The sequence below is a fragment of the Oscillibacter valericigenes genome, from assembly GCF_021531915.1.
Classification (GTDB): domain Bacteria; phylum Bacillota; class Clostridia; order Oscillospirales; family Oscillospiraceae; genus Oscillibacter; species Oscillibacter valericigenes_A.
In genome coordinates, this window is sequence record NZ_JAFBIV010000006.1 from 50,657 (window position 1) to 74,158 (window position 23,502).

Annotated in this window: 26 protein-coding genes, 1 tRNA gene and 1 riboswitch; of the genes, 21 read left to right on the plus strand and 6 right to left on the minus strand. The window is 53.6% G+C overall.

Annotated elements, in window-relative coordinates; all coding sequences use genetic code 11:
* Positions 1 to 78 precede the first annotated feature (78 nt).
* Positions 79 to 318 (plus strand): hypothetical protein, encoded by a 240-nt coding sequence (locus JQM66_RS06070; RefSeq protein ID WP_235228992.1) that lies wholly within the window; start codon positions 79 to 81, stop codon positions 316 to 318.
* A 26-nt stretch (positions 319 to 344) separates the two neighbouring features.
* Positions 345 to 3,170 (plus strand): S-layer homology domain-containing protein, encoded by a 2,826-nt coding sequence (locus tag JQM66_RS12660; protein WP_328284119.1) that lies wholly within the window; start codon positions 345 to 347, stop codon positions 3,168 to 3,170.
* Between the two features lie 30 nt (positions 3,171 to 3,200).
* Here the strand turns inward: JQM66_RS12660 and JQM66_RS06085 are convergent, their stop codons facing one another.
* Positions 3,201 to 3,458, minus strand: a complete 258-nt coding sequence (locus tag JQM66_RS06085; RefSeq protein WP_235228993.1) for an antirestriction protein ArdA — start codon at positions 3,456 to 3,458, stop codon at positions 3,201 to 3,203.
* 1,436 nt (positions 3,459 to 4,894) lie between these two features.
* Between JQM66_RS06085 and JQM66_RS06090 the strand changes: the two genes are divergently transcribed.
* The 3 genes from JQM66_RS06090 to JQM66_RS06100 all read left to right on the plus strand — a co-directional run bounded on the left by JQM66_RS06090 (position 4,895) and on the right by JQM66_RS06100 (position 7,280).
* Positions 4,895 to 5,815, plus strand: coding sequence for a tyrosine-type recombinase/integrase (locus JQM66_RS06090; protein ID WP_235228994.1), 921 nt, complete (start codon positions 4,895 to 4,897; stop codon positions 5,813 to 5,815).
* The gene (locus tag JQM66_RS06095; protein WP_235228995.1) at positions 5,805 to 5,996 is read left to right on the plus strand and encodes a helix-turn-helix domain-containing protein; all 192 of its coding nucleotides are present in this window, start codon (positions 5,805 to 5,807) and stop codon (positions 5,994 to 5,996) included. Before JQM66_RS06090 ends, JQM66_RS06095 begins: the two co-directional genes overlap by 11 nt.
* Before the next feature lie 90 nt (positions 5,997 to 6,086).
* Positions 6,087 to 7,280 (plus strand): tyrosine-type recombinase/integrase, encoded by a 1,194-nt coding sequence (locus tag JQM66_RS06100; protein WP_235228996.1) that lies wholly within the window; start codon positions 6,087 to 6,089, stop codon positions 7,278 to 7,280.
* 328 nt (positions 7,281 to 7,608) lie between these two features.
* Here JQM66_RS06100 and JQM66_RS06105 read toward each other — a convergent pair whose 3' ends face one another.
* Positions 7,609 to 8,889: a tyrosine-type recombinase/integrase gene (locus tag JQM66_RS06105; RefSeq protein ID WP_235228997.1), complete on the minus strand. Its 1,281-nt coding sequence runs from the start codon at positions 8,887 to 8,889 to the stop codon at positions 7,609 to 7,611.
* Between the two features lies 1 nt (position 8,890).
* On the minus strand, positions 8,891 to 9,574 hold the full coding sequence (locus tag JQM66_RS06110; protein WP_235228998.1) for a hypothetical protein: 684 nt from the start codon (positions 9,572 to 9,574) through the stop codon (positions 8,891 to 8,893).
* A 162-nt stretch (positions 9,575 to 9,736) separates the two neighbouring features.
* Between JQM66_RS06110 and JQM66_RS06115 the strand changes: the two genes are divergently transcribed.
* The 7 genes from JQM66_RS06115 (at position 9,737) to JQM66_RS06140 (ending at position 13,968) form a co-directional block, all read left to right on the plus strand.
* A complete protein-coding gene (locus tag JQM66_RS06115) occupies positions 9,737 to 9,913 on the plus strand; it encodes a hypothetical protein (protein ID WP_235228999.1) in 177 nt (58 codons plus the stop codon).
* Positions 9,914 to 9,915: 2 nt separating this feature from the next.
* On the plus strand, positions 9,916 to 10,098 hold the full coding sequence (locus JQM66_RS12785) for a helix-turn-helix domain-containing protein (RefSeq protein ID WP_407946007.1): 183 nt from the start codon (positions 9,916 to 9,918) through the stop codon (positions 10,096 to 10,098).
* Positions 10,091 to 10,672: a CHC2 zinc finger domain-containing protein gene (locus JQM66_RS06120; RefSeq protein ID WP_235229000.1), complete on the plus strand. Its 582-nt coding sequence runs from the start codon at positions 10,091 to 10,093 to the stop codon at positions 10,670 to 10,672. Before JQM66_RS12785 ends, JQM66_RS06120 begins: the two co-directional genes overlap by 8 nt.
* Positions 10,642 to 12,144 (plus strand): DNA primase family protein, encoded by a 1,503-nt coding sequence (locus JQM66_RS06125; RefSeq protein ID WP_235229001.1) that lies wholly within the window; start codon positions 10,642 to 10,644, stop codon positions 12,142 to 12,144. The genes JQM66_RS06120 and JQM66_RS06125 overlap by 31 nt, the downstream gene beginning before the upstream one ends.
* A gap of 201 nt (positions 12,145 to 12,345) precedes the next feature.
* Positions 12,346 to 12,969 carry a hypothetical protein gene (locus JQM66_RS06130; RefSeq protein WP_235229002.1) on the plus strand — a complete coding sequence of 208 codons (624 nt, stop codon included), beginning with the start codon at positions 12,346 to 12,348 and terminating at the stop codon, positions 12,967 to 12,969.
* Between the two features lie 3 nt (positions 12,970 to 12,972).
* Positions 12,973 to 13,134: a hypothetical protein gene (locus JQM66_RS06135; protein WP_235229003.1), complete on the plus strand. Its 162-nt coding sequence runs from the start codon at positions 12,973 to 12,975 to the stop codon at positions 13,132 to 13,134.
* Positions 13,135 to 13,239: 105 nt separating this feature from the next.
* Complete coding sequence (locus tag JQM66_RS06140; protein ID WP_235229004.1) at positions 13,240 to 13,968, plus strand: hypothetical protein; 729 nt, start codon at positions 13,240 to 13,242, stop codon at positions 13,966 to 13,968.
* 526 nt (positions 13,969 to 14,494) lie between these two features.
* On the opposite strand, the gene JQM66_RS06145 is transcribed toward JQM66_RS06140, so the two are convergent.
* Positions 14,495 to 14,698, minus strand: a complete 204-nt coding sequence (locus tag JQM66_RS06145; protein ID WP_235229005.1) for a hypothetical protein — start codon at positions 14,696 to 14,698, stop codon at positions 14,495 to 14,497.
* 300 nt (positions 14,699 to 14,998) lie between these two features.
* Here JQM66_RS06145 and JQM66_RS06150 point away from each other — a divergent pair, with 300 nt between their 5' ends.
* From JQM66_RS06150 to JQM66_RS06170, 5 genes are all read left to right on the plus strand, one after another.
* A complete protein-coding gene (locus JQM66_RS06150) occupies positions 14,999 to 15,268 on the plus strand; it encodes a hypothetical protein (RefSeq protein WP_235229006.1) in 270 nt (89 codons plus the stop codon).
* Positions 15,269 to 15,392: 124 nt separating this feature from the next.
* Positions 15,393 to 15,866, plus strand: coding sequence for a hypothetical protein (locus JQM66_RS06155; protein WP_235229007.1), 474 nt, complete (start codon positions 15,393 to 15,395; stop codon positions 15,864 to 15,866).
* 110 nt (positions 15,867 to 15,976) lie between these two features.
* Positions 15,977 to 16,225 carry a hypothetical protein gene (locus tag JQM66_RS06160; RefSeq protein WP_235229008.1) on the plus strand — a complete coding sequence of 83 codons (249 nt, stop codon included), beginning with the start codon at positions 15,977 to 15,979 and terminating at the stop codon, positions 16,223 to 16,225.
* 19 nt (positions 16,226 to 16,244) lie between these two features.
* Complete coding sequence (locus tag JQM66_RS06165; protein ID WP_235229009.1) at positions 16,245 to 16,460, plus strand: hypothetical protein; 216 nt, start codon at positions 16,245 to 16,247, stop codon at positions 16,458 to 16,460.
* Positions 16,461 to 16,623: 163 nt separating this feature from the next.
* Positions 16,624 to 16,860: a hypothetical protein gene (locus JQM66_RS06170; protein ID WP_235229010.1), complete on the plus strand. Its 237-nt coding sequence runs from the start codon at positions 16,624 to 16,626 to the stop codon at positions 16,858 to 16,860.
* Between the two features lie 165 nt (positions 16,861 to 17,025).
* Here JQM66_RS06170 and JQM66_RS06175 read toward each other — a convergent pair.
* Both JQM66_RS06175 and JQM66_RS06180 read right to left on the minus strand, forming a co-directional pair.
* Positions 17,026 to 17,099 (minus strand) — tRNA-Gln (locus tag JQM66_RS06175).
* A gap of 128 nt (positions 17,100 to 17,227) precedes the next feature.
* Positions 17,228 to 18,082, minus strand: a complete 855-nt coding sequence (locus JQM66_RS06180; protein WP_235229011.1) for a rhomboid family intramembrane serine protease — start codon at positions 18,080 to 18,082, stop codon at positions 17,228 to 17,230.
* Positions 18,083 to 18,261: 179 nt separating this feature from the next.
* A riboswitch (SAM riboswitch) is annotated at positions 18,262 to 18,354 on the plus strand.
* Between the two features lie 86 nt (positions 18,355 to 18,440).
* Between JQM66_RS06180 and metK the strand changes: the two genes are divergently transcribed.
* The 4 genes from metK (at position 18,441) to xdh (ending at position 23,472) form a co-directional block, all read left to right on the plus strand.
* Positions 18,441 to 19,628 (plus strand): methionine adenosyltransferase, encoded by a 1,188-nt coding sequence (metK, locus tag JQM66_RS06185; RefSeq protein WP_235229012.1) that lies wholly within the window; start codon positions 18,441 to 18,443, stop codon positions 19,626 to 19,628.
* 94 nt (positions 19,629 to 19,722) lie between these two features.
* The gene (locus tag JQM66_RS06190) at positions 19,723 to 19,896 is read left to right on the plus strand and encodes a hypothetical protein (RefSeq protein WP_235229013.1); all 174 of its coding nucleotides are present in this window, start codon (positions 19,723 to 19,725) and stop codon (positions 19,894 to 19,896) included.
* 254 nt (positions 19,897 to 20,150) lie between these two features.
* Positions 20,151 to 20,783 carry a thiamine diphosphokinase gene (locus JQM66_RS06195; RefSeq protein ID WP_235229014.1) on the plus strand — a complete coding sequence of 211 codons (633 nt, stop codon included), beginning with the start codon at positions 20,151 to 20,153 and terminating at the stop codon, positions 20,781 to 20,783.
* Between the two features lie 139 nt (positions 20,784 to 20,922).
* Positions 20,923 to 23,472, plus strand: coding sequence for a selenium-dependent xanthine dehydrogenase (xdh, locus tag JQM66_RS06200; protein WP_235229015.1), 2,550 nt, complete (start codon positions 20,923 to 20,925; stop codon positions 23,470 to 23,472).
* Positions 23,473 to 23,502 lie beyond the last annotated feature (30 nt).

The window sequence follows — 23,502 nt, forward strand, 5'->3', positions numbered from 1 at the left end:
TTTTTCTTAAAATCCACTGTACACTGGTTGTACAGTGGATTTTTTGTCTTTGGAAAAGCCGGGAAAGGGGGTACACATTTGAGCCGAAGGTATCTTACAGCCGGCGCGCCGCTGCCGAACCACATTTTGCAGGTGGATTTTGTGTCCGGGGCCCGTCTGCTGCTGGACATGAAGCCGTATCTGGATAAGATTCGGTTTCTCCCGCTGAATGACCCGGCGGTCTGGAACAGCGCCGTGACGGGCGGCATCTTTGTCCGCTTCGGCAATGTGGAGATCAGCCACGACGAACTGCTCGCCATGGCGGAGCGGGAACACTGAATTCAAGAAGAAATGGAGGAAACCACATGAAACAACATCGAACCCTGCGGCGGGGACTCAGCATACTGCTGTCCCTGGTGATGTGCCTGAGTCTGCTGCCTGCCGCCGCGCTGGCGGATGACAGTGTCAAAATCGAAATCAATGAGGAAAATTTCCCAGATGACAATTTCCGCGCATTTGTTCGCCGATATGCTCAAAGCACCTTAGACGATTGGCTCAGCGAATATGAAATTAACAATGTAAAAACAATAACTTGCATTAACAGCAACATTGCGGATCTCAAGGGCATTGAGTATTTCACGAATCTGGAGTATCTGCGCTGCCAGGACAACCAACTGACGACGCTGGATGTCAGCAAAAATACTAAACTGAAGGAGCTGTCCTGCTACAACAACCGGCTGACCTCTTTGGTCGTCAGCAATACGGCACTGACCTCGCTGGGCTGCAGCAACAACCAACTGACGACGCTGGATGTCGGCAACAATGAAGAGCTGAATTATCTGTACTGCGAGAACAACCAGCTGACCACTCTGGATGTCAGCGAAAATGCAGCACTGCAAGAGCTGGATTGTTCCGGCAACCAACTGACGGAGCTGGATGTCAGCAAAAATAAAGCACTGCAAAAGCTAGATTGTTCCGGCAACCAACTGACGGAGCTGGATGTCAGCAATACCAAACTGCTGCAAAAGGATCTGGATTGTTCCGGTAACGGCTATGAGATTGAGCTGGATAACGGGACCTTTGCGCTCTCGGCTCTGCCCAAAGGCTTTGACGTAAACAAGGCAAGCAACTGGCAGGGCGGCAAGCTTAACGATGAGAAAACGACCCTGACGATAGACAGCGAAGCTGTGCTGGTCACTTATACCTACCAGTTAGGCCTGGGTTACACCGCTGATTTTGCCCTGCTCGTGAAGGGTGCGGGCACTGAAATCAACATCGATGCGAAGAATTTCCCGGACCCGGGGTTCCGGGCGTACCTCGCCGGCAGAGAGGCGAGCTTTGACCTGAACCGGAACGGCAAGTTCAGCGCCGGAGAAATTGCTTTGATCAAAGAGATAGATTTCTACGATGTGAGAGATGCTTCTGATATTTGCGATCTGACCGGCATTGCGTATTTTACGGAGTTGGAGGTGTTGAACTGTTACCCCTTCGAGGTGACTAAGCTGGATGTCAGCAAGCTTGTTAAACTGAAGGAGTTGCTCTGCCCCGATAGTCCGCTGACCACTCTGGATGTCAGCAACAATGAAGCGCTTATAGCATTGAACTGCGACAATAACCAACTGACGGAGCTGGATATCAGCAACAATAACGCACTGCAGTATCTTTACTGCGGGCACAACCAACTGACGGAGCTGGATGTCAAAGACAAGAACGCGCTGCAGCATCTGGGCTGCGAGTACAACCAACTGACAGAGCTGGATGTCAGCTATAATACAGCACTGGTGACACTGAATTGCAGCGGCAACCAGCTGACGACACTGGATATCAGCAAGAATACAAAACTGGAGTGGCTGTACTGCTACAACAACCAACTGACAGCACTCGATGCCACCTACAATACAGCACTGACGTACTATGGGCTGCATTGTTATGACAATGTCTATGAGATTGAGCTGGATGAAAACAGATCCTTTTCTCTCTCCAACCTGCCCGAGGGCTTTGTCGTAGGCAGGACAAGCGGATGGACAGGCGGCGAGCTTAACGAGGATAAAACGGTCCTGACGGTGTACGAAGGCGTCAACAAGGTCACATACACATACGACTGTGGAAACAACAATATTTATAGAGAAGATATCATCTTTACGTTGGATGCTACCCCAAGATACACCGTTACTTTCGACGCCAACGGCGGCACGGTAACACCGGAAAGTGCAAAAACTAACGCCGACGGCACGCTGAGCACTCCGCCCACCCCCACCCTCAGCGGCTACACCTTTGACGGCTGGTACACCGAAGCCAGCGGCGGCACCGAGATCACGCCCGATTATGCGTTCTCTGCTGACACTACCGTTTATGCCCATTGGACTTACACCGGCGGCAGCGGTTCCGGCGGCAGCTCCTCCGGCGGCGGCTCGCCCAGCTATTCCGTCACCGTGGATAAGACCGTGAACGGAACGGTCACCGTTTCCCCCAAGAGCGCTTCCAAGGGCGCCACTGTCACCCTGACGGTCACGCCCGACAAGGGCTATGCCCTGGAGACCCTGACTGTCACCGACACCAGCGGCAACAAGGTCAAGCTCACCGGGAAGAACGGCAAGTACACCTTCACCATGCCCGCCTCCAAGGTCACGGTCAAGGCCACCTTCATGGAGGATAACTCCATGCTGAACTTCTTCGTGGATGTCCCTGCCGACGCTTACTACTACGACGCAGTCCTGTGGGCCGCTGAGAACGGCATCACCGGCGGTGTGGATGATACCCACTTCGCACCCAACGCTCCCTGCACCCGGGCGCAGATCGTCACCTTCCTGTGGCGTGCCGCCGGATGCCCGGAGCCGGAGACTCTGAGCAGCTTCGCGGATGTGCCCGCGGACAGCTATTACGCCAAGGCGGTGGCCTGGGCCGTTGAAAACGGCATCACCGGCGGCACCGGCAACGGTATGTTCAGTCCCAACGCCCCCTGCACCCGGGCCCAGGCCATGACCTTCCTGTGGCGCAGCCAGAAGTCTGTCGCTCCCGATGGCGTGAATTCCTTCACCGACGTGGCGGCGGACGCCTACTACGCCGACGCGGTCCAGTGGGCCGTGGAGAACGGCATCACCACCGGTTCCGGCGACGGCACCACCTTCAGCCCCAACGCCTCCTGCACCCGCGCGCAGATCGTGACCTTCCTGTTCCGCTGCCTGGGCTGACAGCGGGGGATGCGCGGATAGCGAAAAAATCTATTGTAATCTCCAGTCACCCCAGCAGGTCCGCATGGCTTCACGCCATGCGGACCTTTTTATACCCGGGCCGCTCCGGGCACCGTGTCCGGAGGGCAATCGCTCCTCCCGGTCCGCCTTGGGCGCTGGCCATTGGGCGGGCGGGACCGCCCGGACGGTTTCGGCGTCGGTGGGAAATTGCAGCCGCGCATAGGCAAGCTGGCCCTCATTGTACTTGCCCGGGTTGGCGATATAGGCTTCCAGTAACGCTATATTCATCAAGAACCACCATCGCCATATAGGCAGCTGCAGCTTTTTCGCATCTCTCCCTTGCGGCAACCGCAAGTTTACAGGACTCATGCCAGATGGTAAAATGAAACTGTATTTAGGGTGAAGTATCTTAGGGTGAAGTATCTTAGGGCGGAGCATTTTAGGGAGGATGGAAAGCAACAAGGGGGGTAGTCTGCCCATTGCCGTGTCCGCAGGATGGGCCAGAAGTCAACGTATAACGTAGACGATCAAGAACGCAAGATTGGGAACTTTTACATAAAGGCTACACATAACGTAAACGGATTGATATGTCGGCAAACGGCTACGTTATGCGTAAAAACCGCACTTCCGTGCAGAAACTCGCGTAGATTCAGGTGTCATATACACTTTGCTTCCGGCATGGTAAACTGACACTGTATTTATTATATGAACTTCCCCGGAATGGGCCTTATTAAGTAGTGAGCCACGGATGCGGAGCATCCCGGCAGGTTGAATGAAACATTTTTTGCCAGGAAAGCAGATTTAGGTATAGATGAGTTCCTCTGGCAGATGCAGTATGATGATATTGGATTTATTAGAGATGGGTTTCCCTCCTATGGGACTTGCTAAGTTGTGAGCCGAGTTTTGTGAGCTTTTTCGGTATGCTGAATGTGGACATAGGGACTACTATACCCATTTGTTCCACGCAAAGCTTCTTTAGGCCGAATAACCCGTGAGAATTGAATAACCGAGAATTTTGAAAGACACGAAAAGGATGACTGCACGCAGAAAACGCAGCCTCTTTCCGTGTCTTTTCGCGTCTGAAATCGCTGTGGTGTTTGCCAGCCATGGCCCGGCAGGAATGCCGGTGAGAAAGTGACTTGTCGATCAATTTTATTAAGAAGCATGGAAAGCCGTTGAAGCGGTACGGCAGGGAAACCGCCCAGGGAATATGGCAGCCTCCCGACCTGTGCGCCATGGTGACAGCATGGTTCCGGCAGCGCAGGAACACGCATCCCCGATCCGCAGCCGGGCGGATCAAACGACACTCGCGGCTGGTGGCAGACGTCACTGACCGCAGCCGAGTTCAGCGGTTGTGTCAGCAGTCGTCGTCGGAGCAAGCTTCGCATCGTTCGCTTCCGCATTCATGCGAAAGCTCACTCGCTGCGCTGCTCCTCCTCTCCAAATCGAACCCGCTTCGCTGGGCTTCGATTTGGTTTTGGAACTGGCGACAGGGTTCTACCCCATACTGCATTCGTACTGACCTGGTTCAAAATCAAAAAGAGACAGGCTTCCGTAAGTGGGGCGCTTTGTTCTTTGGAGTGCTTCTGCCGCAAGATGTTCCGGCATTGTAGTTTGTTGGAGCTGTTGCGATTTCTTCGGAAATCAAGCGGAAACGGACGAATGTGCCAATGGGTGAACTGCGTCTATCTGAACTTACTATGATCGACAAGGAGATTTTTGATATGGCAAGAAACATTGAAAACATGGGCATTTATCTGTCCCTGGTGAGTCAGCTGGACAAGCTGGCCCGGCATAACCGGCAAGGCAGTTTCCGAACCAAGGAACGGTATTACGAAGCCATGAAGCGGTTCTGCGCGTATCTGGCGGATGAGTTTCATCTCCAAAAGCTGGAGAATATCAGCGGCAAGCATTTAGTCAGTTATGTGATCTATCTGCAGGACAGTGGTAAATCGGCCAGTACCATCAAAACGGATCTGGCAGCCATCCGGTTTTTCCATGACAAAATGAGCAATCCCAAGTACCGGCTTCCGACCAACGACGAACTGGCTGTGGAGCTGGAGCGGCGCTGCTTCGGCGGAACGGACCGCACATGGAGCATGACGGAGTTCAACAAGATGCTGGGTAAGGCGCTGGCGATTGACCGCTATGACTTCATCCTCGCACTATACTTAGCCCGTTTTGCCGGTCTCCGTATCCATGAGTGCTTCCGCATCGACACCGCCACGGCGGAGCGGGCGCTCCGTGAGAACGCCATCACCATCAAGGGCAAGGGCGGCAAGGTGCGGACTGTCCCCATCAACGAGAAAATTGCCATCGCTATGCGGAAGCAGCTGGAGCGCACGCCACGGGGTCATAAACTGCTGGTGCCCGATGACGTGCCTACAGACCGGGCCATCAACCACCTGCAATTCTTCATTATGAAGCACCGGGAGGAAGTGCGGGATGTGGATTCTGACCGCCCGATGACCTTTCATGGACTCCGCCATACCTACGCGGCGGAGAAATACCAGGAACTGGTCGACAGCGGCAAGAGCCCTCTGGACGCCCATTTTGAGGTCTCCCGCCTGCTGGGCCATGAGCGGCCGGATGTGACCAATATCTACCTGGCCTCTGTGAGAAAGGGTGACAAGCATGAGCAGTAATTACCACTCTTTTGAGGAACTCCCTCTGACCCTCCGGGTAGAGGACCTGATGCCCATTCTCGGCGTTGGGCGAAATACAGCGTATGAGCTGGTTCGCTGCGGAAAGATCCGCAGCATTCGGATCGGGCGTCAGCTGCGTATCCCCAAAGATGCGATACAGGACTACTTAGCTCAGCGTTAAGCGAGAGAAAAATTGACCAGTCCCCGTGTTTGGAGTACAATAGAGGCACCCTAAACACGGTGGACTGGCCCACGCTCGGAAAGGAGTATTATGAAGCGCAATAAGAAAAATGCGCAGGGAGCAGGGACCATCCGCAAGCGTTCTGATGGCCGGTGGGAAGCACGATTTACAATCGGCTTCGATCCCGTCAGCGGAAAGCAGAAGCAAAAATCAATTTATGGAAAGACGCAGAAAGAGGTTCGGGAAAAGCTCGCGCAGGTCACGGTTGAGATCGATGAAGGAACCTATATAGAACCCTGTCAGATGACGCTGGAAGAATGGATGACCATTTGGCTGGCGGAATATATGGGCGATAAAAAATGGTCTACCATCAAGCACTACAAGGCTCAGGTAAAAGCCCACATTCTCCCGGCTCTGGGGCATTATCCACTATCGCAGCTGAATCCACACACCATCCAGGCGTTTGATAATGCATTGTTGCGGGGAACCGGGAAAGAGAAGCCTTTGACGCCGAAAAGTGTTCGCAATGTGCACGGTGTTCTGCGCAAGTGTCTGGCCGTTGCTGTGCAGCTGGAGTATATCCGCCGCAATCCCGCAGAGCCGGTGATCCTGCCTCGGGTAGAGAAGAAGATCATCAAGCCGCTGACAGATGAAGAGGTTCGAAAGATGATCTGCGCCGCAGGTGACGATGGCTTCGGGACACTGTTCAAAGTTGTGGTGTTCACTGGCCTTCGTCTCGGTGAGGCGTTGGGCCTGACCTGGGACTGTGTGGATTTTACCAAGCGGCGACTGACCATTGACAAACAGCTGCAAAAGCGCCCGATCGCTGATGGCGGATTCGTTTTTGCCTCCTTGAAAAACGATAAGGTACGTGTTGTCGCGCCGGCTCCCTATGTGCTGGATCTGCTGAAAGAGTGGGAACAGCGTCAGAAAGAGTGGCGCCTGAAATGCGGCCCGGAATGGCAGGGGTGGAAAAATGAAAAAGAGCGGCGGACCGCTCTTGTATTCACCAATGAGTTCGGCGGACATCTGCATCCCCAGACCGTATACAATCACTTTAAGAAGCTGGCAGCATCTGTCGGCGCTCCCAATGCCAGGGTGCATGATCTTCGTCATACCTACGCCGTTCTGTCGCTCCAAAACGGAGATGATGTCAAAACGGTGCAGGGAAATCTGGGGCACGCGACAGCGGCCTTCACGCTGGATGTCTATGGTCATGTTTCGGAACGTATGAAGGAGGACAGTGCCAACCGGATGCAGCGGTATATTGAGGGACTTCGTTAGCTTTTAGGCTGGCTCCAAAAGATTGTTAAAAAATCTCGTAAGGGTCAAAATAAGGGTCAAAACGCAGAAAAAAGTCCTGAAACCCTTGGGATTTCAGGACTTTTTATGGCAGCGGGTGAAGGATTCGAACTTGTGATACTATAAAAAGCAGAAGAAAACAGCGATAAATGCTATCCGTCGAAACCATTGCAAACAGGGCGTTTCCAAAGAATCGAGATAAATTTAGATAAAACGCCTAAAGGGCAACTTAAAGGGTAAACAGCATGCCTAAAGGGTAACACAAAGGGTAAAAAAATCAGCCCCGGAAATGGATTCCGAGGCTGTCTTTTTATGCCTTTTTCAGACCTGTAATGAACGCCTGCATTCGGTCGGCGCTGTCCTGCTTCATTTGGTCGGTAACGTGTCCGTATACATCCAGTGTGAAAGCCGCGGTAGCGTGTCCAAGGTTTCCTTGTACGGTCTTTATATCGTCCCCGTTCTGGAGAGAGGCAACGGCATAGCTGTGCCGCAAATCGTGAAAACGTGCATCAGGTATTCCCATATCCGCCGCAATCTCTTTGAAGTTCGTGCGGATCGTGTTCTGCGAAAGATTCCCTCCAAGTTCATTTGCAAACACCAAATTGGAAATACCAGCCGGGTTCTCACTTTCCCACGCTTCTCCAGCAAGTAGTCGCTGCTGGGCCTGCTTGGAACGCCGCCGCTTCAAAATATCCATGACAGTTGATGCCGGTTTGATAATACGGCCCTTGTTGCTCTTTGGTGTGGTGAAATGGTAGACTTCGTTATTCTCCGTTCTCCTGGTGAGCTGTTTCGCTACCTTTATGGTGCCGGCCTTGAAGTCGATGCAGTCCCATGTTAGGCCCAATACTTCTGACTGTCTCATACCTGTAAACAGTGCCACCATGAAAACATCCTCATATTTGGTCCCCTGAATCCGCTGGACAAATTCACCGATCTGCTCCGCGTCAAGCGGGACAATCTCTTTCCTGGTTGACCTGGGAAGTTCCACAAGAGAATTGTCCGCAGGGTTGAAAGGAATCTTCTTCAGCGCAACAGCTTTGGCGAGCATTTTATGGAGTACGCCGTGGATATTGCGAACGGTTTTCGCGGACATTGGTACTTCTTCCGTCACTGGCTTGCCGTTCTTCTTGATTATTTTGCCGTCATTATCCCGCTGCGGGACAGTTCGACCATGATCCAGAAGGCCGTTGTAAAATTTCTGAATTGTCTCCGTATTGAGCCTGGAAAGTTCGATGTTCCCCATAGCTGGGCGAATATGGGTATCAATAGTTTTCCTGTACGCATCCAGGGTAGTTTCCTTGACTTTCGCGTTGTATTCCTGGAGCCAGATGGTGGCCCATTCCCCAACGGTTAATTTATTAGGGGCCGTATAGGTGCCTGTATTCAAGGTAACAGATACCGCCTGCAGCTTCTCCCGGACTTCCTTCTGCGTCCGCCCATAGATGGACTTCTGAACCTGTTTCCCAGTGCCTGGGTCTCTACCCTCCGTATACCGGGCTTCCCAATAGGTGTACGGTTTCCCATTCCGGGTAACGGTTTTCTTGCGGATAGTGCCGGTGCCATGGGCGTTACGGCTACTCTTTGCCATTTTACCATCCCTCTTTTTCATCTATTTTATCGTTGATGTCTTGTACTTTTTTCGATAGATCAGCGTATGCAGACGCACCCCGAAGAACTTCCTTGAGTTCTTCGGCTGCTTCAAAATGCGCCATTCTGAAAGTTTTATATCCTTCGTTAATGGATTCTCTGCTGTTGGAAATTGTATATGAATCACACTTGCCAATATTCTTCTCAATACGTTGTATGTCGGATTCTAAATGCTTTTTGATGCCACGCATTTCTATAAGTCGCCACATAATGCGGTCAAGATTTGGACTTAAGAAAGTGTTCCAGGCCTGCATTTTTTCGATATCATTCACGTTTTGAAAAAGGTACTTAACAAACCATTCGCAAAGACCTGTTGAATCACATATTTCTCTTACGTTTTGGTTGCGATCTTTTATATCAGTTACCCCTAATAGGTAGTCATTAGAAACGCCGTAGAAATCTGAGATGCATGCTATATATTGAGTGTTCATTTTTGAACAAGGCAATTGCCCGTCTCTAACCTTGGAGCTATTCAGATCTGAAACCTCATAACTCTGCAAGCTATCCTTACTTATTGAGATTCCGTATTGTTGTTTGAGAGCATCTGCAAGTTTTGCGTTGGATAGTTCCTTATCTTCTCTCAAGGTTTTCAACCTCTTCGCCATTTTAAAAAAGTCTGCGTTCATACTTCCATCCTCCGATTTCGTAATATATTACTATAAAAATAATATTCTTTGTAATATTTTTATTTTCTTCCACTATGAAAAACCTTCAATTCGTAATATAATCATCATCAAGGAAATAATAGCAGAAAATATTACATAAGTCAATTAGAGAGGTTGGTTTAGATGAATGAAAAAGTAAGAACAGCAGCTTCAAATAATGGTATTCCATTGTGGAAGGTTGCTATGTTTGCCGAAATTAGTGAGCCGACAATTATACGGTGGTTAAGAGTTCCACTCACACCAGAGAAGGAAGTACGTTTGCTGAATGCGATTGAACAGGCTAAGAAGGAACAGGAGTAATTATGGACGATAAACTTGCACTTAACAGCAGGGAAGCAGCCTCCGCGCTTGGAATTTCGCTCCCTACCTTCTATGAGCTTTCCAACCGGGCTGACTTTCCATGTATCCGTGTGGGCCGCAGGGTGCTGGTTCCCATTGATGGTCTGCGCGCTTGGCTCCTGAAGGAGGCAGGAAAGCATGATTGATTTCCGCACAATCAGGGAGCGTATCTCAGCACAGGACGCAGCGAAGTTCTACGGAGCAGAATTTGACCGCCGCGGCTGGGCACTTTGTCCCTTTCATGGGGACAGCCACCCATCCGTGAGCTTCAAGAACGGGCGCTTTCGGTGTTGGTCCTGTGGTGCAAGCGGTGACGCACTGGACTACACGGCACGGCTTTTTGACCTGGACAGTGTGCAAGCCGCTCATAAGCTGGACGCTGATTTTGGACTTGGCCTTTCTTCGGGTTGCAACAATTCCGCAGAGGCACAGCAGAAAGAGGATAATAGGAAGGCAATAGCGGCAGCTCATCAGCGATTTGAGACATGGCGCGAACAGGCCATGAACAAACTCAATGAAATTTTTCGCATAGCTCACACAGCATTGAAACGCTTGCCGGAACCACTTTCGGAGCGGGAGTGCCTTGCGCTTAGGTATCAGGCAAGAGCGGAATACTTGTCGGGGGTGCTGGAGGATGGTTCTCCAGAAGAGCAGGCACAGCTATACAGAGAACGGAAGGAGATGGAGAAGTGGACAGAGCAAATTTTGAAAGGCTCATGAACGAGGGTGCCTTTGAATCAAAAACAGAATCGTCCACTGTGCGTCCGCCTGACTTCTCGGATGCCGGTAATGCGGCCGTATTTGTGCGAGAGCACAAGGGCGACTTGATTTTCACGGATGCGCTGGGCTGGCTGTGCTGGAACGGAACAGTCTGGGAACGTGGAGATCACAGGGCTGAACATCTTGCTATTGAATTTACTGGCAGAATGTTTGAGGAGGCGGCGAGTGAATACCGGGATGCTCAAAGCACATTTACATCCGTTCAGATTCAAGTAGCAGAGGGGACAGCAACCAAGCAGGATGTTTCCGTAGCAAAAGAAGCTGTTAAGGATGCAAAGGAATACCTAGACCACGCAAAACAGTCGAGAAGCGCATTTCGGATCAAGGCAATTCTCGCTCTGGCAAAACCGTCCCTTGTTATCAAAGCGGACAAGCTGGACGGCAATTCTGCAGAACTAAATACACCCGCCGGAATCGTTGATCTGAATACAGGAAGCATCCGGAAACATGACAGAACCGCATATTGCACAAAAATTACATCCGCCGCTCCCGGTAGTGCCGGAGCGGCTATGTGGATGGACTTCCTAGAAACCATTACAGGTGGGGACAGCAGCCTCATAGGCTTTTTGCAGTTGGTGGCCGGAATGGCCCTGCATGGCAAAGTGTACCATGAGGGTTTGATCCTCGCTTACGGTTCTGGTCGCAACGGAAAATCTACATATTTCAATGGTTTACTTGCTGTCCTTGGTGACTATGCCGGGACCATTGATGTATCAGTGCTGACTACGGACAGACAGAACAGGGGCGCAGCTCTCGCAACACTTAGAGGTAAGCGTCTGGTTGTAGCTGGTGAGTTGGAAGAAGGAAAGCGGCTTTCTGTATCCACACTTAAGCAAATCACATCGACAGACGCGATCTCAATCGAGGAGAAGTACAAGCAACCTGAGACAGTCACACCAACGCACAGTCTTGTCCTTTTCACAAACCATCTCCCCCGTGTTGGCAGTATGGACAACGGAACGTGGAGACGTTTACAGGTTGTTCCATTCAACGCCAGTATACCGGAAAAGTCTACGATTGCGAACTTTGGAGATGTCCTTGCAAGAGAAGCCGGACCCGCTATTTTGGCTTGGGCCATCCAAGGGGCTGTCAACTTTGCTCGGAATGGGTACAAGCTGGACATTCCAGCCGCCGTTGAGGAAGTGACGGACGAATACAGGCAGCGGGAAAACTGGCTTGACAACTTCATTGAGGAGTGCTGTGTGCGAGAACCAGATGCACGCGCCGGCGCCGCAGATTTGTATGGGACCTATAAAGAGTGGTCTGCTCAGAACGGTGACTATACGCGCAGGTTGAACGACTTCAATACTGCCATGGAATCGGCAGGCTATGAGAAACGCACCCCAAAGGGGAAAAAGGTTTGGATAGGAATCCGGGTGGACAATAGAGCAAGATATTCCCAAGTTTTGTAAAATGGGTTGCGATACTGGGTTGCGGGTTGCGGTTTTTTCCTATTGTTTAAGGTATAACGGAAAAATTAAACCCTATATAGGAAGTTATGTTCCAGCCGCAACCCACCGCAACCCGATTCCTTGAAACCATTGCGACGCAAGGCTTTAATGGTTTTTGATGTCGCAACCCACCGCACCCCTGAAACGGCAAAGGAGGCAGAAATGGGGCTGAAATCACAGAAAAAAGGAGCGGCTGGAGAGCGGGAACTTGCAGACTGCCTCCGCCGCGCCGGATACCCTGTTTCGTGGGGCGGAAATAAGACATACGGGGCTGTTCCTGATGTGTCCGGCCTAACCGGCATTCACGTTGAGGTGAAGCGCCGGGAGAGGCTGAACATCACAGAGGCCATGGAGCAAGCGGAGCGAGATGCTGACCGATTCAGGGACGGTGCCCCCGCCGTGTTCCACCGAAAAAATAAAAGCCCATGGCTTGTTACCATGCGGCTTTCTGACTGGCTCCCCCTATATGCTTCGGCCCTTGCGCAGGATCAAGATCACGACGCGCACGCGCGTTTTTTTACATATAACCCTACAACTGATGAGAAAGGAGACACCATGGAAAACTTTTGGGAAACCGAGAAGCCGATGACCGCTGACACCGGCAAGAATGTCATCGAATTCTTCCCCGATGCGGGGAAACTGAGCATTTCCAAACCAAACTGGACAGACAAGGAGGGCAACGAAAAGCGGGGCAAAACGGTCCTTCTTGACCTGGCTGCTGTCGCAAGCACCCCAGCCGCTGTCACCATTCTGGAAACTGTCCTAAAGACCGTGAAGGGAGCGTAAGAAATGCCCAGGAAGAAAGCAGAACAAGCACCCGTGCCGGAGACCGTCACACTCACCTTAGAGGTGGACAGGACTATCTATGACCAGATTATTGCATCTACGAAAATGTGTGGCTTCGATGACATTAACGAATGGTTGATGGAAGCAATCATGGACAAGGTGTGAAAAGAGCCCTCCCGACTTGTGGAGGGCCTTTGATCCTGGCTTTGTTCCTTGCTGATACACCGGCATTTTTCTGATACCATCATATTACAGGTTAGAAGCCACAAAATGGCACAGTGGAGACCGAAGATGCAGGGTAATTCCATGGGTGTGGCTCGGAATGGCGCACAGGGCGTTTCTGTGCAAAACAATCCCCCTGCGCAGGGAACCGGATATGCGGCCACCGAGTTGGGTCGTCCAAGTTCCCCTCTGGGCGTTTCAGCCACGCAGGAGGATACTTCCAGTGTAGCATCTTCCGCAGGAAATGCAAGCGCGAAAATGGACCCTCTGCTGGAAATGCTGATCGTCACACAGAACACCTCTGACGCAAATAAAGAAAAGATGCAGGTTGATACATCCCAGAATCCTACCGTAAACGGTGGAAACGAAAGTGGATATAAACCCGCATCTATTGGAGCTCCTACTTCGATGGTGAATGCAGTTGAACCAGCCGCCAGCACCTATACGCCCAAAGCGATTGAACCTGAAGCTCCTACTGGTACTGTAACACAATCCGGCGCAAATCACAAGAACAATATGACTGTAAGGAAGCCGCAATCCGAGGGTAATTCCATGGGTGCACAGGAAAACACCGCACAGGGCGTTTCTGGCGCGAACAATTATCGTACACATCAGGTAATAAAAATGGACCTGACCCCTGCGGAGGCCAGCTTGGTAGGTCCAGCACCTACGGCTTCCTCCGAGACGTCAAGTCCGGTTGAGGGTACGCGTCCCCTCAATGCGGAGGACATATCAGCTTCTTTCCAAAGGGGTACAATTCCCCCAGGCGATGGCTGACGATATCCTCGTTAAAAACAGTGTACCACAGGAAGAGACGGAACGCAACAGAGGGCCTATGAAGTATTGATGGCACTTCATAAAATTTTGACCCGGAAAGAGGAAAGGGTGCCCCCTGTTTTTCCGTTACCCCCATAGAAAGGATGTTCCAAGCCGGAGCATCCTTTCTTTTTACGGGTAATGGGCCAATGTTTTGTGGATGGCGTGTGAGAATGTGGTGGGATAATCTCCACCCCGTTCCCTGAACCACCCGCCCGTTTTTCCGCTACCCCCCTTGCTAGTCAGAGATACCATACATCCCCGGATCACCCACTGTCCAGCAGCACCCAGACCCCCGGCGCGGGTTCCTTTATTGCGCGCCGTACTGGACATATCATAAATCGCGAAATAAGCCCCTACAAGCGCTTCCTCACGCTTCCGGGTATTCGGATACCCAACAAGCATAGAAACGCTCACAGAGCAAGCAAAAGGCCGAGGCAACCGCCCCGGCCCTCTCTAATGTATTGTATGTGAGCGTGACCAACCTTTAAAGGTGCCCATCCTCTCCGGCTCCCTTGTCCCGCTCCATCTGGTTTTCTATGGCCCTACTGATAAAACCGTTCACGCTCTCGCCCTGGCTCTCTGCGTGTGCCTTGATAATGTCCTTCTGGCCCTTTGGGAGTACCAGATTAACGCGATCATACGCCTTTGCAATATATTTATTTTGTGCCTTTGTGCTGGCTTTTCCCATAATATCACTCCTTTGCTCAAGTATATCAATTATATAATAGTTACGCAACTATATAATTTACACAAATATAGTTGCACAACTATGTGCAATATCCCGTCTTGATATAGTTGCGCAACGATGTTATGATGTAATCACAGCAAGGGAACAAACGAAAACAGTTCAGACACCGGCAATCGTTGAAGCCTAACACCGAGATCACGGACAAGGGCGGAACGGTATAGGGAATGGGAAGCAGATGAGGCCACAGCCCTAACGACCACCGCCGCCGGAGTTCCCCAAAATAACAAGGAGGATGTACAAATGAGCATCAACGAAATGGAAGCAAAGGCACGGGAGCTGCGCCAGCTCCAAGCCCTGATTGATGAAGCGCAGGCAGAGGCGGAAGCCCTGAAGGACGCCATCAAGGCCGCTATGGGTGATTCCGAGAGCATCCAGGCCGGGGAGTATAAAATCACCTGGAAGGCTGTCACTTCCTCCCGCATCGACACCGCCGCCCTGAAAAAGGCCCTGCCGGATGTGGCAGAGCGGTTCACCAAGGAAACCACCGTGCGCCGCTTCACCGTAGCATGAAAAAGGCCCCTTGCATCACAGCCGACCAAAGCACGATGCAAGAGACCCAACCAAAACCCGAGGGGGACTTGGTACAGATAGTTTATCAAGTCCCCGCCTAAAAATCAAGATGGAGGATTTGATTATGAACAGAAACGAATACATCCAGCAGAGAGCGGCCATTGACGAGGCCGCAAGAGAGATCGCCCTCGATATGATCCGTGAGCAGTTCCCGGGTGTGGAGTGGACGCCCACCGGCAAATGCAAGCTCTGGCAGAATGGCACCCTTGCCAGACTTCACCCGGAGTATGACGAGAACGCCCCTGCTGCTTGTGGCCTTTTCGAGGTTAACTTCCTCACCGGCTCCGTGCTGTATGTTGGCCCTGACTTCTCCAAGATGACCGCCGCCGCGCTGAACAATCCCACCTCCTACACCGTGGAGCAGCGCGGGGAAACCGTGGTGTTTACGATCTGGCGCGGAAGCGAGGCCGCCGTGATGCGGTTCGAGAACGAGGAGCATACCGGGAACATTGCTTTCCGGGCCATCCAGGAGGACGAGCAGGGGGCCTTTATCAAGCTGGGGCAGAAGAAGGTTCGCCGGGAAGCGGAGGGCGCATGAGCGCCCCCGCCCTGGTCCTGGTGGTGATTGGCGCCGCCACCGTGACGGGCTGGCTTTTCCGCATCGTTGAAGCCATCGATAAATAAGGTACCTGAAAGGAGAAAATCGAATTGAATAAAGTTGATATGTTCGAGGTTGAATGCACCCTTAATGGAGCACTGGCCGTCATGCAATTAGCCATTGACCGAATGGCTGGTGACATTGCAGAGTGCAAAACCGCTGACAAAGAGGACAAAGGCGCATGTGCAGATGCAATCGTAGCTGCGGCCGAGAACATCTATTGTCCTGCTCTTGATTCCGTTTTTGCATCGCTGAGGGATCTTCAAGATAAAATCAGCGCAAACGATTCGCACCGATAAAAGGGAGACAGATATGGGAATGACCGAGATATACGAAAATCTTGCGGCATTACGGGAAGGAATGGCCCGTGCAGCCGCCATCCTGGACAGCATCGTAACGACCATGCAGGAGGTTGGGGCAGGTCCTAACTCTGAAACCGCTATTCTGGGCGTAATGGACTACCTGGACCGCATGAGTGATGATATGGACGCTGTCAACTGTGCCCTGAGAAAGCAGAACCAGAAAACAGCGTAATACATTATCATACTGCTGAAATAAGTTCCGATAAATCGCTTTTGCACTAGCTGTTTCCTCGCATTTATGCAATTATCATTTCACAACTTGCAAGCGTCTGCGAGGTTGTGCTTTACTGTGAACGACCATAAAAGCAGAAATGCCGTCATGCACAAGTACGTGTGTGGCGGTGTTTCTGCGTCAGATTGGAGGTGATACAATAGAACACCCAGCATACAGGGACAACCTGGAGCAGATCCTGAAAGCCAGCAATGGCCGCCAGATGCTGACCATCGGTGATGTGAAGGAGATCACCGGCATCCGACATTACCAGACGTTGCACAAGCTGTTCCCCTTCCAGGGTCGCTACATCAGCGCCGCAACGCTGGCACGCTGCATGTGCGGAGGCACACAGAAATGACCTGTTGAAAACTAAAATGGGGTGGTATGATGCCACCCCATTTCGCTTGTTCAAATACTGTCAAAACTCGTTTTTAATTCTGTAAAGGGCAAACTAAAGGGCAAACAGCGCCAAAAAACAAAAGAAAAGAACCCTCAAAGCCTTGCGGCTCTAAGGATTCTTCTATGGCAGCGGGTGAAGGATTCGAACCCTCACATACAGAGTCAGAGTCTGCTGTGCTACCTTTACACAAACCCGCTATTTTCTGTTCGCCGCAGCGAACAGATATTATTATACAGAAAAGCGGAAAATTGTCAATAGTATTTCCGAAATTTTTTAAAAAAGTTTTGAGGGCTGTTTCAACCCCCAAAACCCTTGCAAACAGGGCTCACTGGGTAAAGTGCTCGTGGTTGAAAATGTGATCCTGACAGAAGCAATGGTAGCCGGCGCAGCGGGAGCAGTAGCGGAACTCCAGCTCGGGGTGGTCGGTGTCGGTTCGTCCGCACACAGCGCACTTGTGGCGATAGCCCCGCTCCGCCTCCTTTTTCTTCTGCTGGCGGACGGCGGACTTGAACTGAATGGTCTGGCGGGAATTCTGGTGCCGGATACGGAGACCGAACTCTGCCAGCAGGTCCGCGATGCGGTCCCAGAAAAAGATGGCGTAGACCAGCCAGACGGGCAGCAGATAAAGCAGATACCAAAGCCTGAACTGGAAAATGCTCAGGACCGTCAGCACCACATACAGCACCGCCAGCCATTTGGCCTGGATGGGGAGGATGAGCTGGATGCGGATCATGGCGGTAGGATACAGAGTGGCGAAGGCCAGGAACAGTATTCTGTAAAAGGGACCGGTGCTGATATAAGGGGACTTGTCCCACAGGAGACTGACAAAGGCGAACACCACCGTCAGGGCCGCGGAGCACAGATAAAAGAGCGTAAACTTGGCGGTTCCCCAGTATTCCTCCACAGAGGTGCCGATAGAGTAATAGAAGAACAGCCCCACCAGCACCCAGAAGGGGCTGCCGCCCTCCGGCGTGATCAGCCAGGTCACCAGTCGCCAGATCTCCCCATGCAGTACCAGCTGCATATTAAAGTCCAGCATGGCGGAAGCAGCGCCCTTGGAGAAGAGGTCCAGCAGATAGATGGCTGCGGTGATGAGGACCACATACCGCATCAGATTCGGAACACCGAAATGGGGATGGGTCAGGGCAAACCGATCCACGGCGTTATTCAGTTTTCTCAAAGAGATCCCTCCAATATGATAATCACGGGACCATTATAACCGTTTCCGCTGGAAAAGTCATGAAAAAATTTTGAACGACGGAAAAAACGGGGATTTCCGGCAAAATTCCAGCAAAAAGCAAATCTTTTATATTGACAATTTCAAGGAACATGCTATTATGTTAGATGAAAATTTGATAGTCCTTATCAAGAGTGGCGGAGGGAACGGCCCAGTGAAACCACGGCAACCTGCGATGTAAGGTGCCAAATCCGGCGGATACCGACAGATGAGGAGCGAGAAAAGGTGTTTTCTGCGCGTTTCGTCGTCGAAACGCGCATTTTTTCGTACCTTGATAGGGAAGAATTGAAGGAGGATCATTATGGCAAGACACTATATGTTTACATCTGAATCCGTGACCGAGGGACATCCCGACAAGATCTGTGACCAGATCTCCGATGCCGTTCTGGACGCCATCATGGCGCAGGACCCCCAGGGCCGCGTGGCCTGCGAGACCACCGTCTCCACCGGCCTGGTCCACATCATGGGTGAGATCTCCACCAAGTGCTACGTGGATATCCCCAAGATCGCACGGGAAGTCATCCGGGACATCGGCTATGACCGTGCCAAGTACGGCTTCGACTGCGAAACCTGCGGGATCATCGCCAACATCGACGAGCAGTCCGCCGATATTGCCCTGGGCGTGGATAAGTCTCTGGAGAGCAAGCAGGACGCGGACGCTGAGCTGCAGAACGGCGCCGGCGACCAGGGTATGATGTTTGGCTACGCCTGCGACGAGACCCCCGAGCTGATGCCCCTGCCCATCTCTCTGGCGCAGAAGATGGCCAAGCGTTTGACCGAGGTCCGCAAGGTGGGCCTGGTGAACTACCTGCGTCCCGACGGCAAGACCCAAGTGACCGTGGAATATGACGAGAACGACAAGCCCGTCCGTGTGGACACTGTGGTCCTCTCAACCCAGCACAGCCCCGAGGTCACCCTGGACCAGATTCGCCGGGATATGATCGACATGGTCATCAAGACCTCTGTCCCCGCCGGTCTCATGGACGAGAACACCAAGATCTACGTGAACCCCACCGGCCGCTTTGTCATCGGCGGTCCCCAGGGCGACTCCGGCCTCACCGGCCGTAAGATCATCGTGGATACCTACGGCGGCAGCGCGCCCCACGGCGGCGGCGCTTTCTCCGGCAAGGACCCCACCAAGGTGGACCGCAGCGCGGCCTACGCCGCCCGCTGGGTGGCCAAGAACATTGTGGCCGCAGGCCTGGCCTCCAAGTGCCAGATCGAGCTGGCTTACGCCATCGGCGTGGCCCAGCCCGTCAGCGTCCTGGTGGAGACCTTCGGCACCGGCAAGGTGGACGACGGTAAGCTGGAAGATGCCGTCCGTAAGGTCTTTGATCTGCGCCCCACCGCTATTATCCGGGATCTGGACCTGCGCAAGCCCATCTACCGCCAGTTGGCGGCCTACGGCCACATGGGCCGGGAGGACCTGGGTGTTTCCTGGGAAAAGACCGACCGGGTGGAAGCTCTGAAGGCCGCTGTCGCGGAATAACGTTCAAAAGAAATGGCAAAGCCGCCGCTCCTTTGAGCGGCGGCTTTTTGCATGATTTGTCGTTTTTCGCACATACTGATCCGGGGGTGATCCCATGCCGAAATCCACCAATGACGAGCCCAGCCGGACACCCTGCCTGCGGCTGGAGCCGGAAAAGCGCCTGTGCCCGCTGTTTGACCCGGTGACCATTGCCGAATTTTCGGTGGCGGCACCGGGGGAGATGGGCTTCCGGGTGCTGGACAATTTCTGCGAGGAGCACATCCAATAGGAATAGGGAAGGGGGCCGGCTGTGCCGGCCCCCTCAGTTTGTCGAAAAAGTCTTTTCGACAAGTTGAGCATGTTGATTTTAATGGCGCAGGGCACCCTTCCTGGGTTCCCCGCGCACACCCCTCCTTCCCGTCGCACAAGCTTTTCGGGTTTATTGACAGTCTGGGGTCCGGCTGTGCCGGCCCCCTATTTTTGATTGTCTTGCTGTTCCGGGCGTGCTATACTGAAAAAAAGACCTTCCGGGAGGAACCTTCTATGAAACGCTGCTTTATTTTTGCCGCCGGTACCTTTTTCGGCCTGCGGGAGCGCCCGGCTTCCGGCGACCTGGTCATCGCCGCCGATGCCGGTTACCGGGCCTGCCAGCAGGCTGGCATCGTGCCGGACCTGCTGCTGGGGGACTTTGACTCCATGGACCAGCCGGATTTTCCCAATATCTGCCGCTCCCCGGTGGAGAAGGATGACACCGACACCATGCTGGCTGTCAAGACGGCCCTGGAGGAGGGCTGCGATACGGTGTACATCTACGGCGGCACCGGCGGCAAGCGGCTGGACCATACCCTGGCGAACCTCCAGACCCTGCTGTTTCTCCGCCGTCGGGGTGCCAGGGGATACCTCTACGACGACGACTTCGTCTGGACTGCCATCGAAAACGAATCCCTGACCATCGAAAAAACCGTGGAATGGGGCCTCTTTTCCGCATTCTGCCTGGGAGACCGGGCGGAGGGCATCGACGAGATGGGCTTCCAGTATCCGTTGTCAGACGCCACCCTGACCCCGGAATTTCCCCTGGGGGTCAGCAATCACATCCTGGAGCCCACGGCTACCATCACGGTCCGGAAGGGCGCTCTGGTGGTTGGGTGGGAGTTGCCGACATTGTCCTCTATATAAAATAACGAAGTAAACAAACTATTCTTGCAATCACCTAAAAATTATTGTATAATGTTTTTCGGAAAGGTCGACCTTTCTGGAGAATTTGATGAGACCGTGGGACCAGGGTTGGGCACGGCAGCCAAGGAGGTTATCATTCATGGCAGTGTTTACCGTGAACGGGCAGTCCGTGACCGTCGAAAAGAATCAGAAGCTCCTCCGCTACCTGCGGGATGAGCTGCACCTCACCAGCGTCAAGGACGGCTGCAGTGAGGGTGCCTGCGGCACCTGCACCGTTCTAATCGACGGCAAGCCCACAAAAGCATGTGTTCCCCAGACCGACAAGCTGGAGGGGAAGACCATCGTCACCGTGGAAGGCCTCAGCCATTTCGAAAGAGATGTCTATACATATGCCTTCGGCATGGCGGGCGCCGTCCAGTGTGGCTTCTGCATCCCCGGCATGGTCATGAGCGCCAAGGGACTGCTGGACAAAAATCCGGATCCCACCAGGGAAGAGGCTGCCTTCGCCATCCGCAACAACATCTGCCGCTGCACCGGCTACGTGAAGATCATCGACGCCATTCTGTTGGCGGCGGAGCTGCTCCGTGCCGGAGAGGTCCCCGAGGTCCCCAAGGAGTGGACGTTGGGAGCCCGCGTTCCCCGGGTGGACGTGGAGGAAAAGGTCACCGGCACCGGCATCTATCCCGACGATATCTATCTGGACGGCATGATCTACGGCTCCGCCGTCCGGTCCCAGTATCCCCGGGCCAGGGTCCTGGCCATCCACACCGAGGAGGCGAAAGCCCTGCCCGGTGTGGTGGGCGTGTTCACCGCCGCCGATATCCCCGGCAATAACAAGGTGGGCCACCTGAAAAAGGACTGGGACACCATGATCGCCGTAGGGGATATCACCCATTATCTGGGCGATGCCATCTGTCTGGTGGCCGCAGAGACCCCTGAAATTCTGACCCAGGCCAAGGCGCTGGTGAAGGTGGACTATGAGGAGCTCCCCATGGTCCGCAGTCCCCGGGATGCCATGCTGCCCGATGCGCCTCTGGTCCATAAGGAGGGCAACCTGCTGGCCCACAAGCACATCCAGCGGGGCAATCCTGCCATGGCCATTGCCAAAAGCAAGCATATCCTGACCCAGCGGTTCTCCACCCCCTGGACAGAGCACGCCTTCCTGGAGCCGGAGTGCGCCGTGGCATACCCCGACGGGGACGGCGTCATGGTCCTCTCCACGGACCAGGGCACCTATGACACCCAGCACGAGACCATGGGGATGCTGGGCCTGCCCGCTGAAAAGGTCAAGGTCCGCAATTGCCTGGTGGGCGGCGGCTTCGGCGGCAAGGAGGACGTGACAGTCCAGCACCACGCCGCCCTGATCGCCTATCTCACCAAGCGACCCGTCAAGGTCAAGTTGACCCGGGCTGAGAGCATCCTCATCCACCCCAAGCGTCACCCCATGGAGATGGAGTTTGCCCTGGGCTGCGATGAAAACGGCATCATTCAGGGTGTGGTGGCGGAGGTCATCGCCGATACCGGCGCCTACGCCTCCCTGGGCGGCCCCGTGCTGGAGCGCGCCTGCACCCATGCCGCCGGGCCCTATAACTATCAGAACTTTGAGATCGACGGCTGGGCCTATTACACCAACAATCCCCCCGCCGGCGCCTTCCGGGGCTTCGGCGTCACCCAGACCTGCTTCTGCATCGAGACCCTGCTGAACCAGATGGCGGACCTGGTGGGCATCTCTCCCTGGGAGATCCGTTACCGCAACGCCATCCGCCCCGGCCAGGTGCTGCCCAACGGCCAGATCGTGGACGATTCCACCGGCCTGGTAGAGACCCTGGAGGCCGTGAAGCCCTACTATGACAAGGCCAAATACGTGGGCATCGCCTGTGCCATGAAGAACGCCGGCGTGGGCGTGGGCATTCCCGATACCGGCCGGGTCCGCCTGGTGGTGAAGGAGGGCAAGGTCCACATTCTGGCAGGTGCCTCCTGCATCGGCCAGGGCCTGGGCACCGTCCTGACCCAGATGGTCTGCGACCAGACGGGCCTGAACCGGGACGCTGTGGTCTACGAGCGCTCCAATACCTATGATTCTCCCGACTCCGGCACTACCTCCGGCTCCCGCCAGACCTTGTTTACCGGCGAGGCCTGCCGCCGTGCCTGTGAGGACCTGAGAAAAGCATTAAAGGGTAAATCCTTGACAGAACTTGAAAATCAAGAGTTCTATGGGGAATACCTGGGTAAGACAGACCCCCTGGGCGCCGATGTGCCCAACCCGGTCAGCCACATTGCCTACGGTTATGCCACCCAGGTGTGCATCCTGAACGAGGAAGGAAAAATCGAGCAGATCGTCGCCGCCCACGACGTGGGCAAGGCGGTGAACCCCCTGTCCGTGGAGGGCCAGATCGAAGGCGGCGTGGTCATGTCCATGGGCTATGCCCTGACCGAGCGGTATCCTCTGGAGGACTGCAAGCCAACCGCCAAGTACGGCACCCTGGGCCTGTTCCGGGCCAACCAGATCCCGGAGATCACCCCCATCATCGTGGAAAAGCAGGGCCTCAACGTGGCCTGCGGCGCCATTGGTATCGGTGAGATCACCTCCATTCCCACGGCCCCGGCCATCGCGGACGCCTATTTCCGCTATGACGGCCGTCTCCGCACCAGTCTGCCCTTGGAGAGCACCCCCTACACCAGAAAATAAATCAGAAAGCGGCCTGCGTGAAGTGCATAT

Excerpts from the sequence above, each read along its gene's own strand:
- JQM66_RS12660 (WP_328284119.1), top strand. The coding sequence starts at position 345 with ATGAAACAACATCGAACCCTGCGGCGGGGACTCAGCATACTGCTGTCC.
- JQM66_RS06085 (WP_235228993.1), bottom strand. The coding sequence starts at position 3,458 with ATGAATATAGCGTTACTGGAAGCCTATATCGCCAACCCGGGCAAGTAC.
- JQM66_RS06090 (WP_235228994.1), top strand. The coding sequence starts at position 4,895 with ATGGCAAGAAACATTGAAAACATGGGCATTTATCTGTCCCTGGTGAGT.
- JQM66_RS06095 (WP_235228995.1), top strand. The coding sequence starts at position 5,805 with ATGAGCAGTAATTACCACTCTTTTGAGGAACTCCCTCTGACCCTCCGG.
- JQM66_RS06100 (WP_235228996.1), top strand. The coding sequence starts at position 6,087 with ATGAAGCGCAATAAGAAAAATGCGCAGGGAGCAGGGACCATCCGCAAG.
- JQM66_RS06105 (WP_235228997.1), bottom strand. The coding sequence starts at position 8,889 with ATGGCAAAGAGTAGCCGTAACGCCCATGGCACCGGCACTATCCGCAAG.
- JQM66_RS06110 (WP_235228998.1), bottom strand. The coding sequence starts at position 9,574 with ATGAACGCAGACTTTTTTAAAATGGCGAAGAGGTTGAAAACCTTGAGA.
- JQM66_RS06115 (WP_235228999.1), top strand. The coding sequence starts at position 9,737 with ATGAATGAAAAAGTAAGAACAGCAGCTTCAAATAATGGTATTCCATTG.
- JQM66_RS12785 (WP_407946007.1), top strand. The coding sequence starts at position 9,916 with ATGGACGATAAACTTGCACTTAACAGCAGGGAAGCAGCCTCCGCGCTT.
- JQM66_RS06120 (WP_235229000.1), top strand. The coding sequence starts at position 10,091 with ATGATTGATTTCCGCACAATCAGGGAGCGTATCTCAGCACAGGACGCA.
- JQM66_RS06130 (WP_235229002.1), top strand. The coding sequence starts at position 12,346 with ATGGGGCTGAAATCACAGAAAAAAGGAGCGGCTGGAGAGCGGGAACTT.
- JQM66_RS06135 (WP_235229003.1), top strand. The coding sequence starts at position 12,973 with ATGCCCAGGAAGAAAGCAGAACAAGCACCCGTGCCGGAGACCGTCACA.
- JQM66_RS06140 (WP_235229004.1), top strand. The coding sequence starts at position 13,240 with ATGGCACAGTGGAGACCGAAGATGCAGGGTAATTCCATGGGTGTGGCT.
- JQM66_RS06145 (WP_235229005.1), bottom strand. The coding sequence starts at position 14,698 with ATGGGAAAAGCCAGCACAAAGGCACAAAATAAATATATTGCAAAGGCG.
- JQM66_RS06150 (WP_235229006.1), top strand. The coding sequence starts at position 14,999 with ATGAGCATCAACGAAATGGAAGCAAAGGCACGGGAGCTGCGCCAGCTC.
- JQM66_RS06155 (WP_235229007.1), top strand. The coding sequence starts at position 15,393 with ATGAACAGAAACGAATACATCCAGCAGAGAGCGGCCATTGACGAGGCC.
- JQM66_RS06165 (WP_235229009.1), top strand. The coding sequence starts at position 16,245 with ATGACCGAGATATACGAAAATCTTGCGGCATTACGGGAAGGAATGGCC.
- metK (WP_235229012.1), top strand. The coding sequence starts at position 18,441 with ATGGCAAGACACTATATGTTTACATCTGAATCCGTGACCGAGGGACAT.
- JQM66_RS06190 (WP_235229013.1), top strand. The coding sequence starts at position 19,723 with ATGCCGAAATCCACCAATGACGAGCCCAGCCGGACACCCTGCCTGCGG.
- JQM66_RS06195 (WP_235229014.1), top strand. The coding sequence starts at position 20,151 with ATGAAACGCTGCTTTATTTTTGCCGCCGGTACCTTTTTCGGCCTGCGG.
- xdh (WP_235229015.1), top strand. The coding sequence starts at position 20,923 with ATGGCAGTGTTTACCGTGAACGGGCAGTCCGTGACCGTCGAAAAGAAT.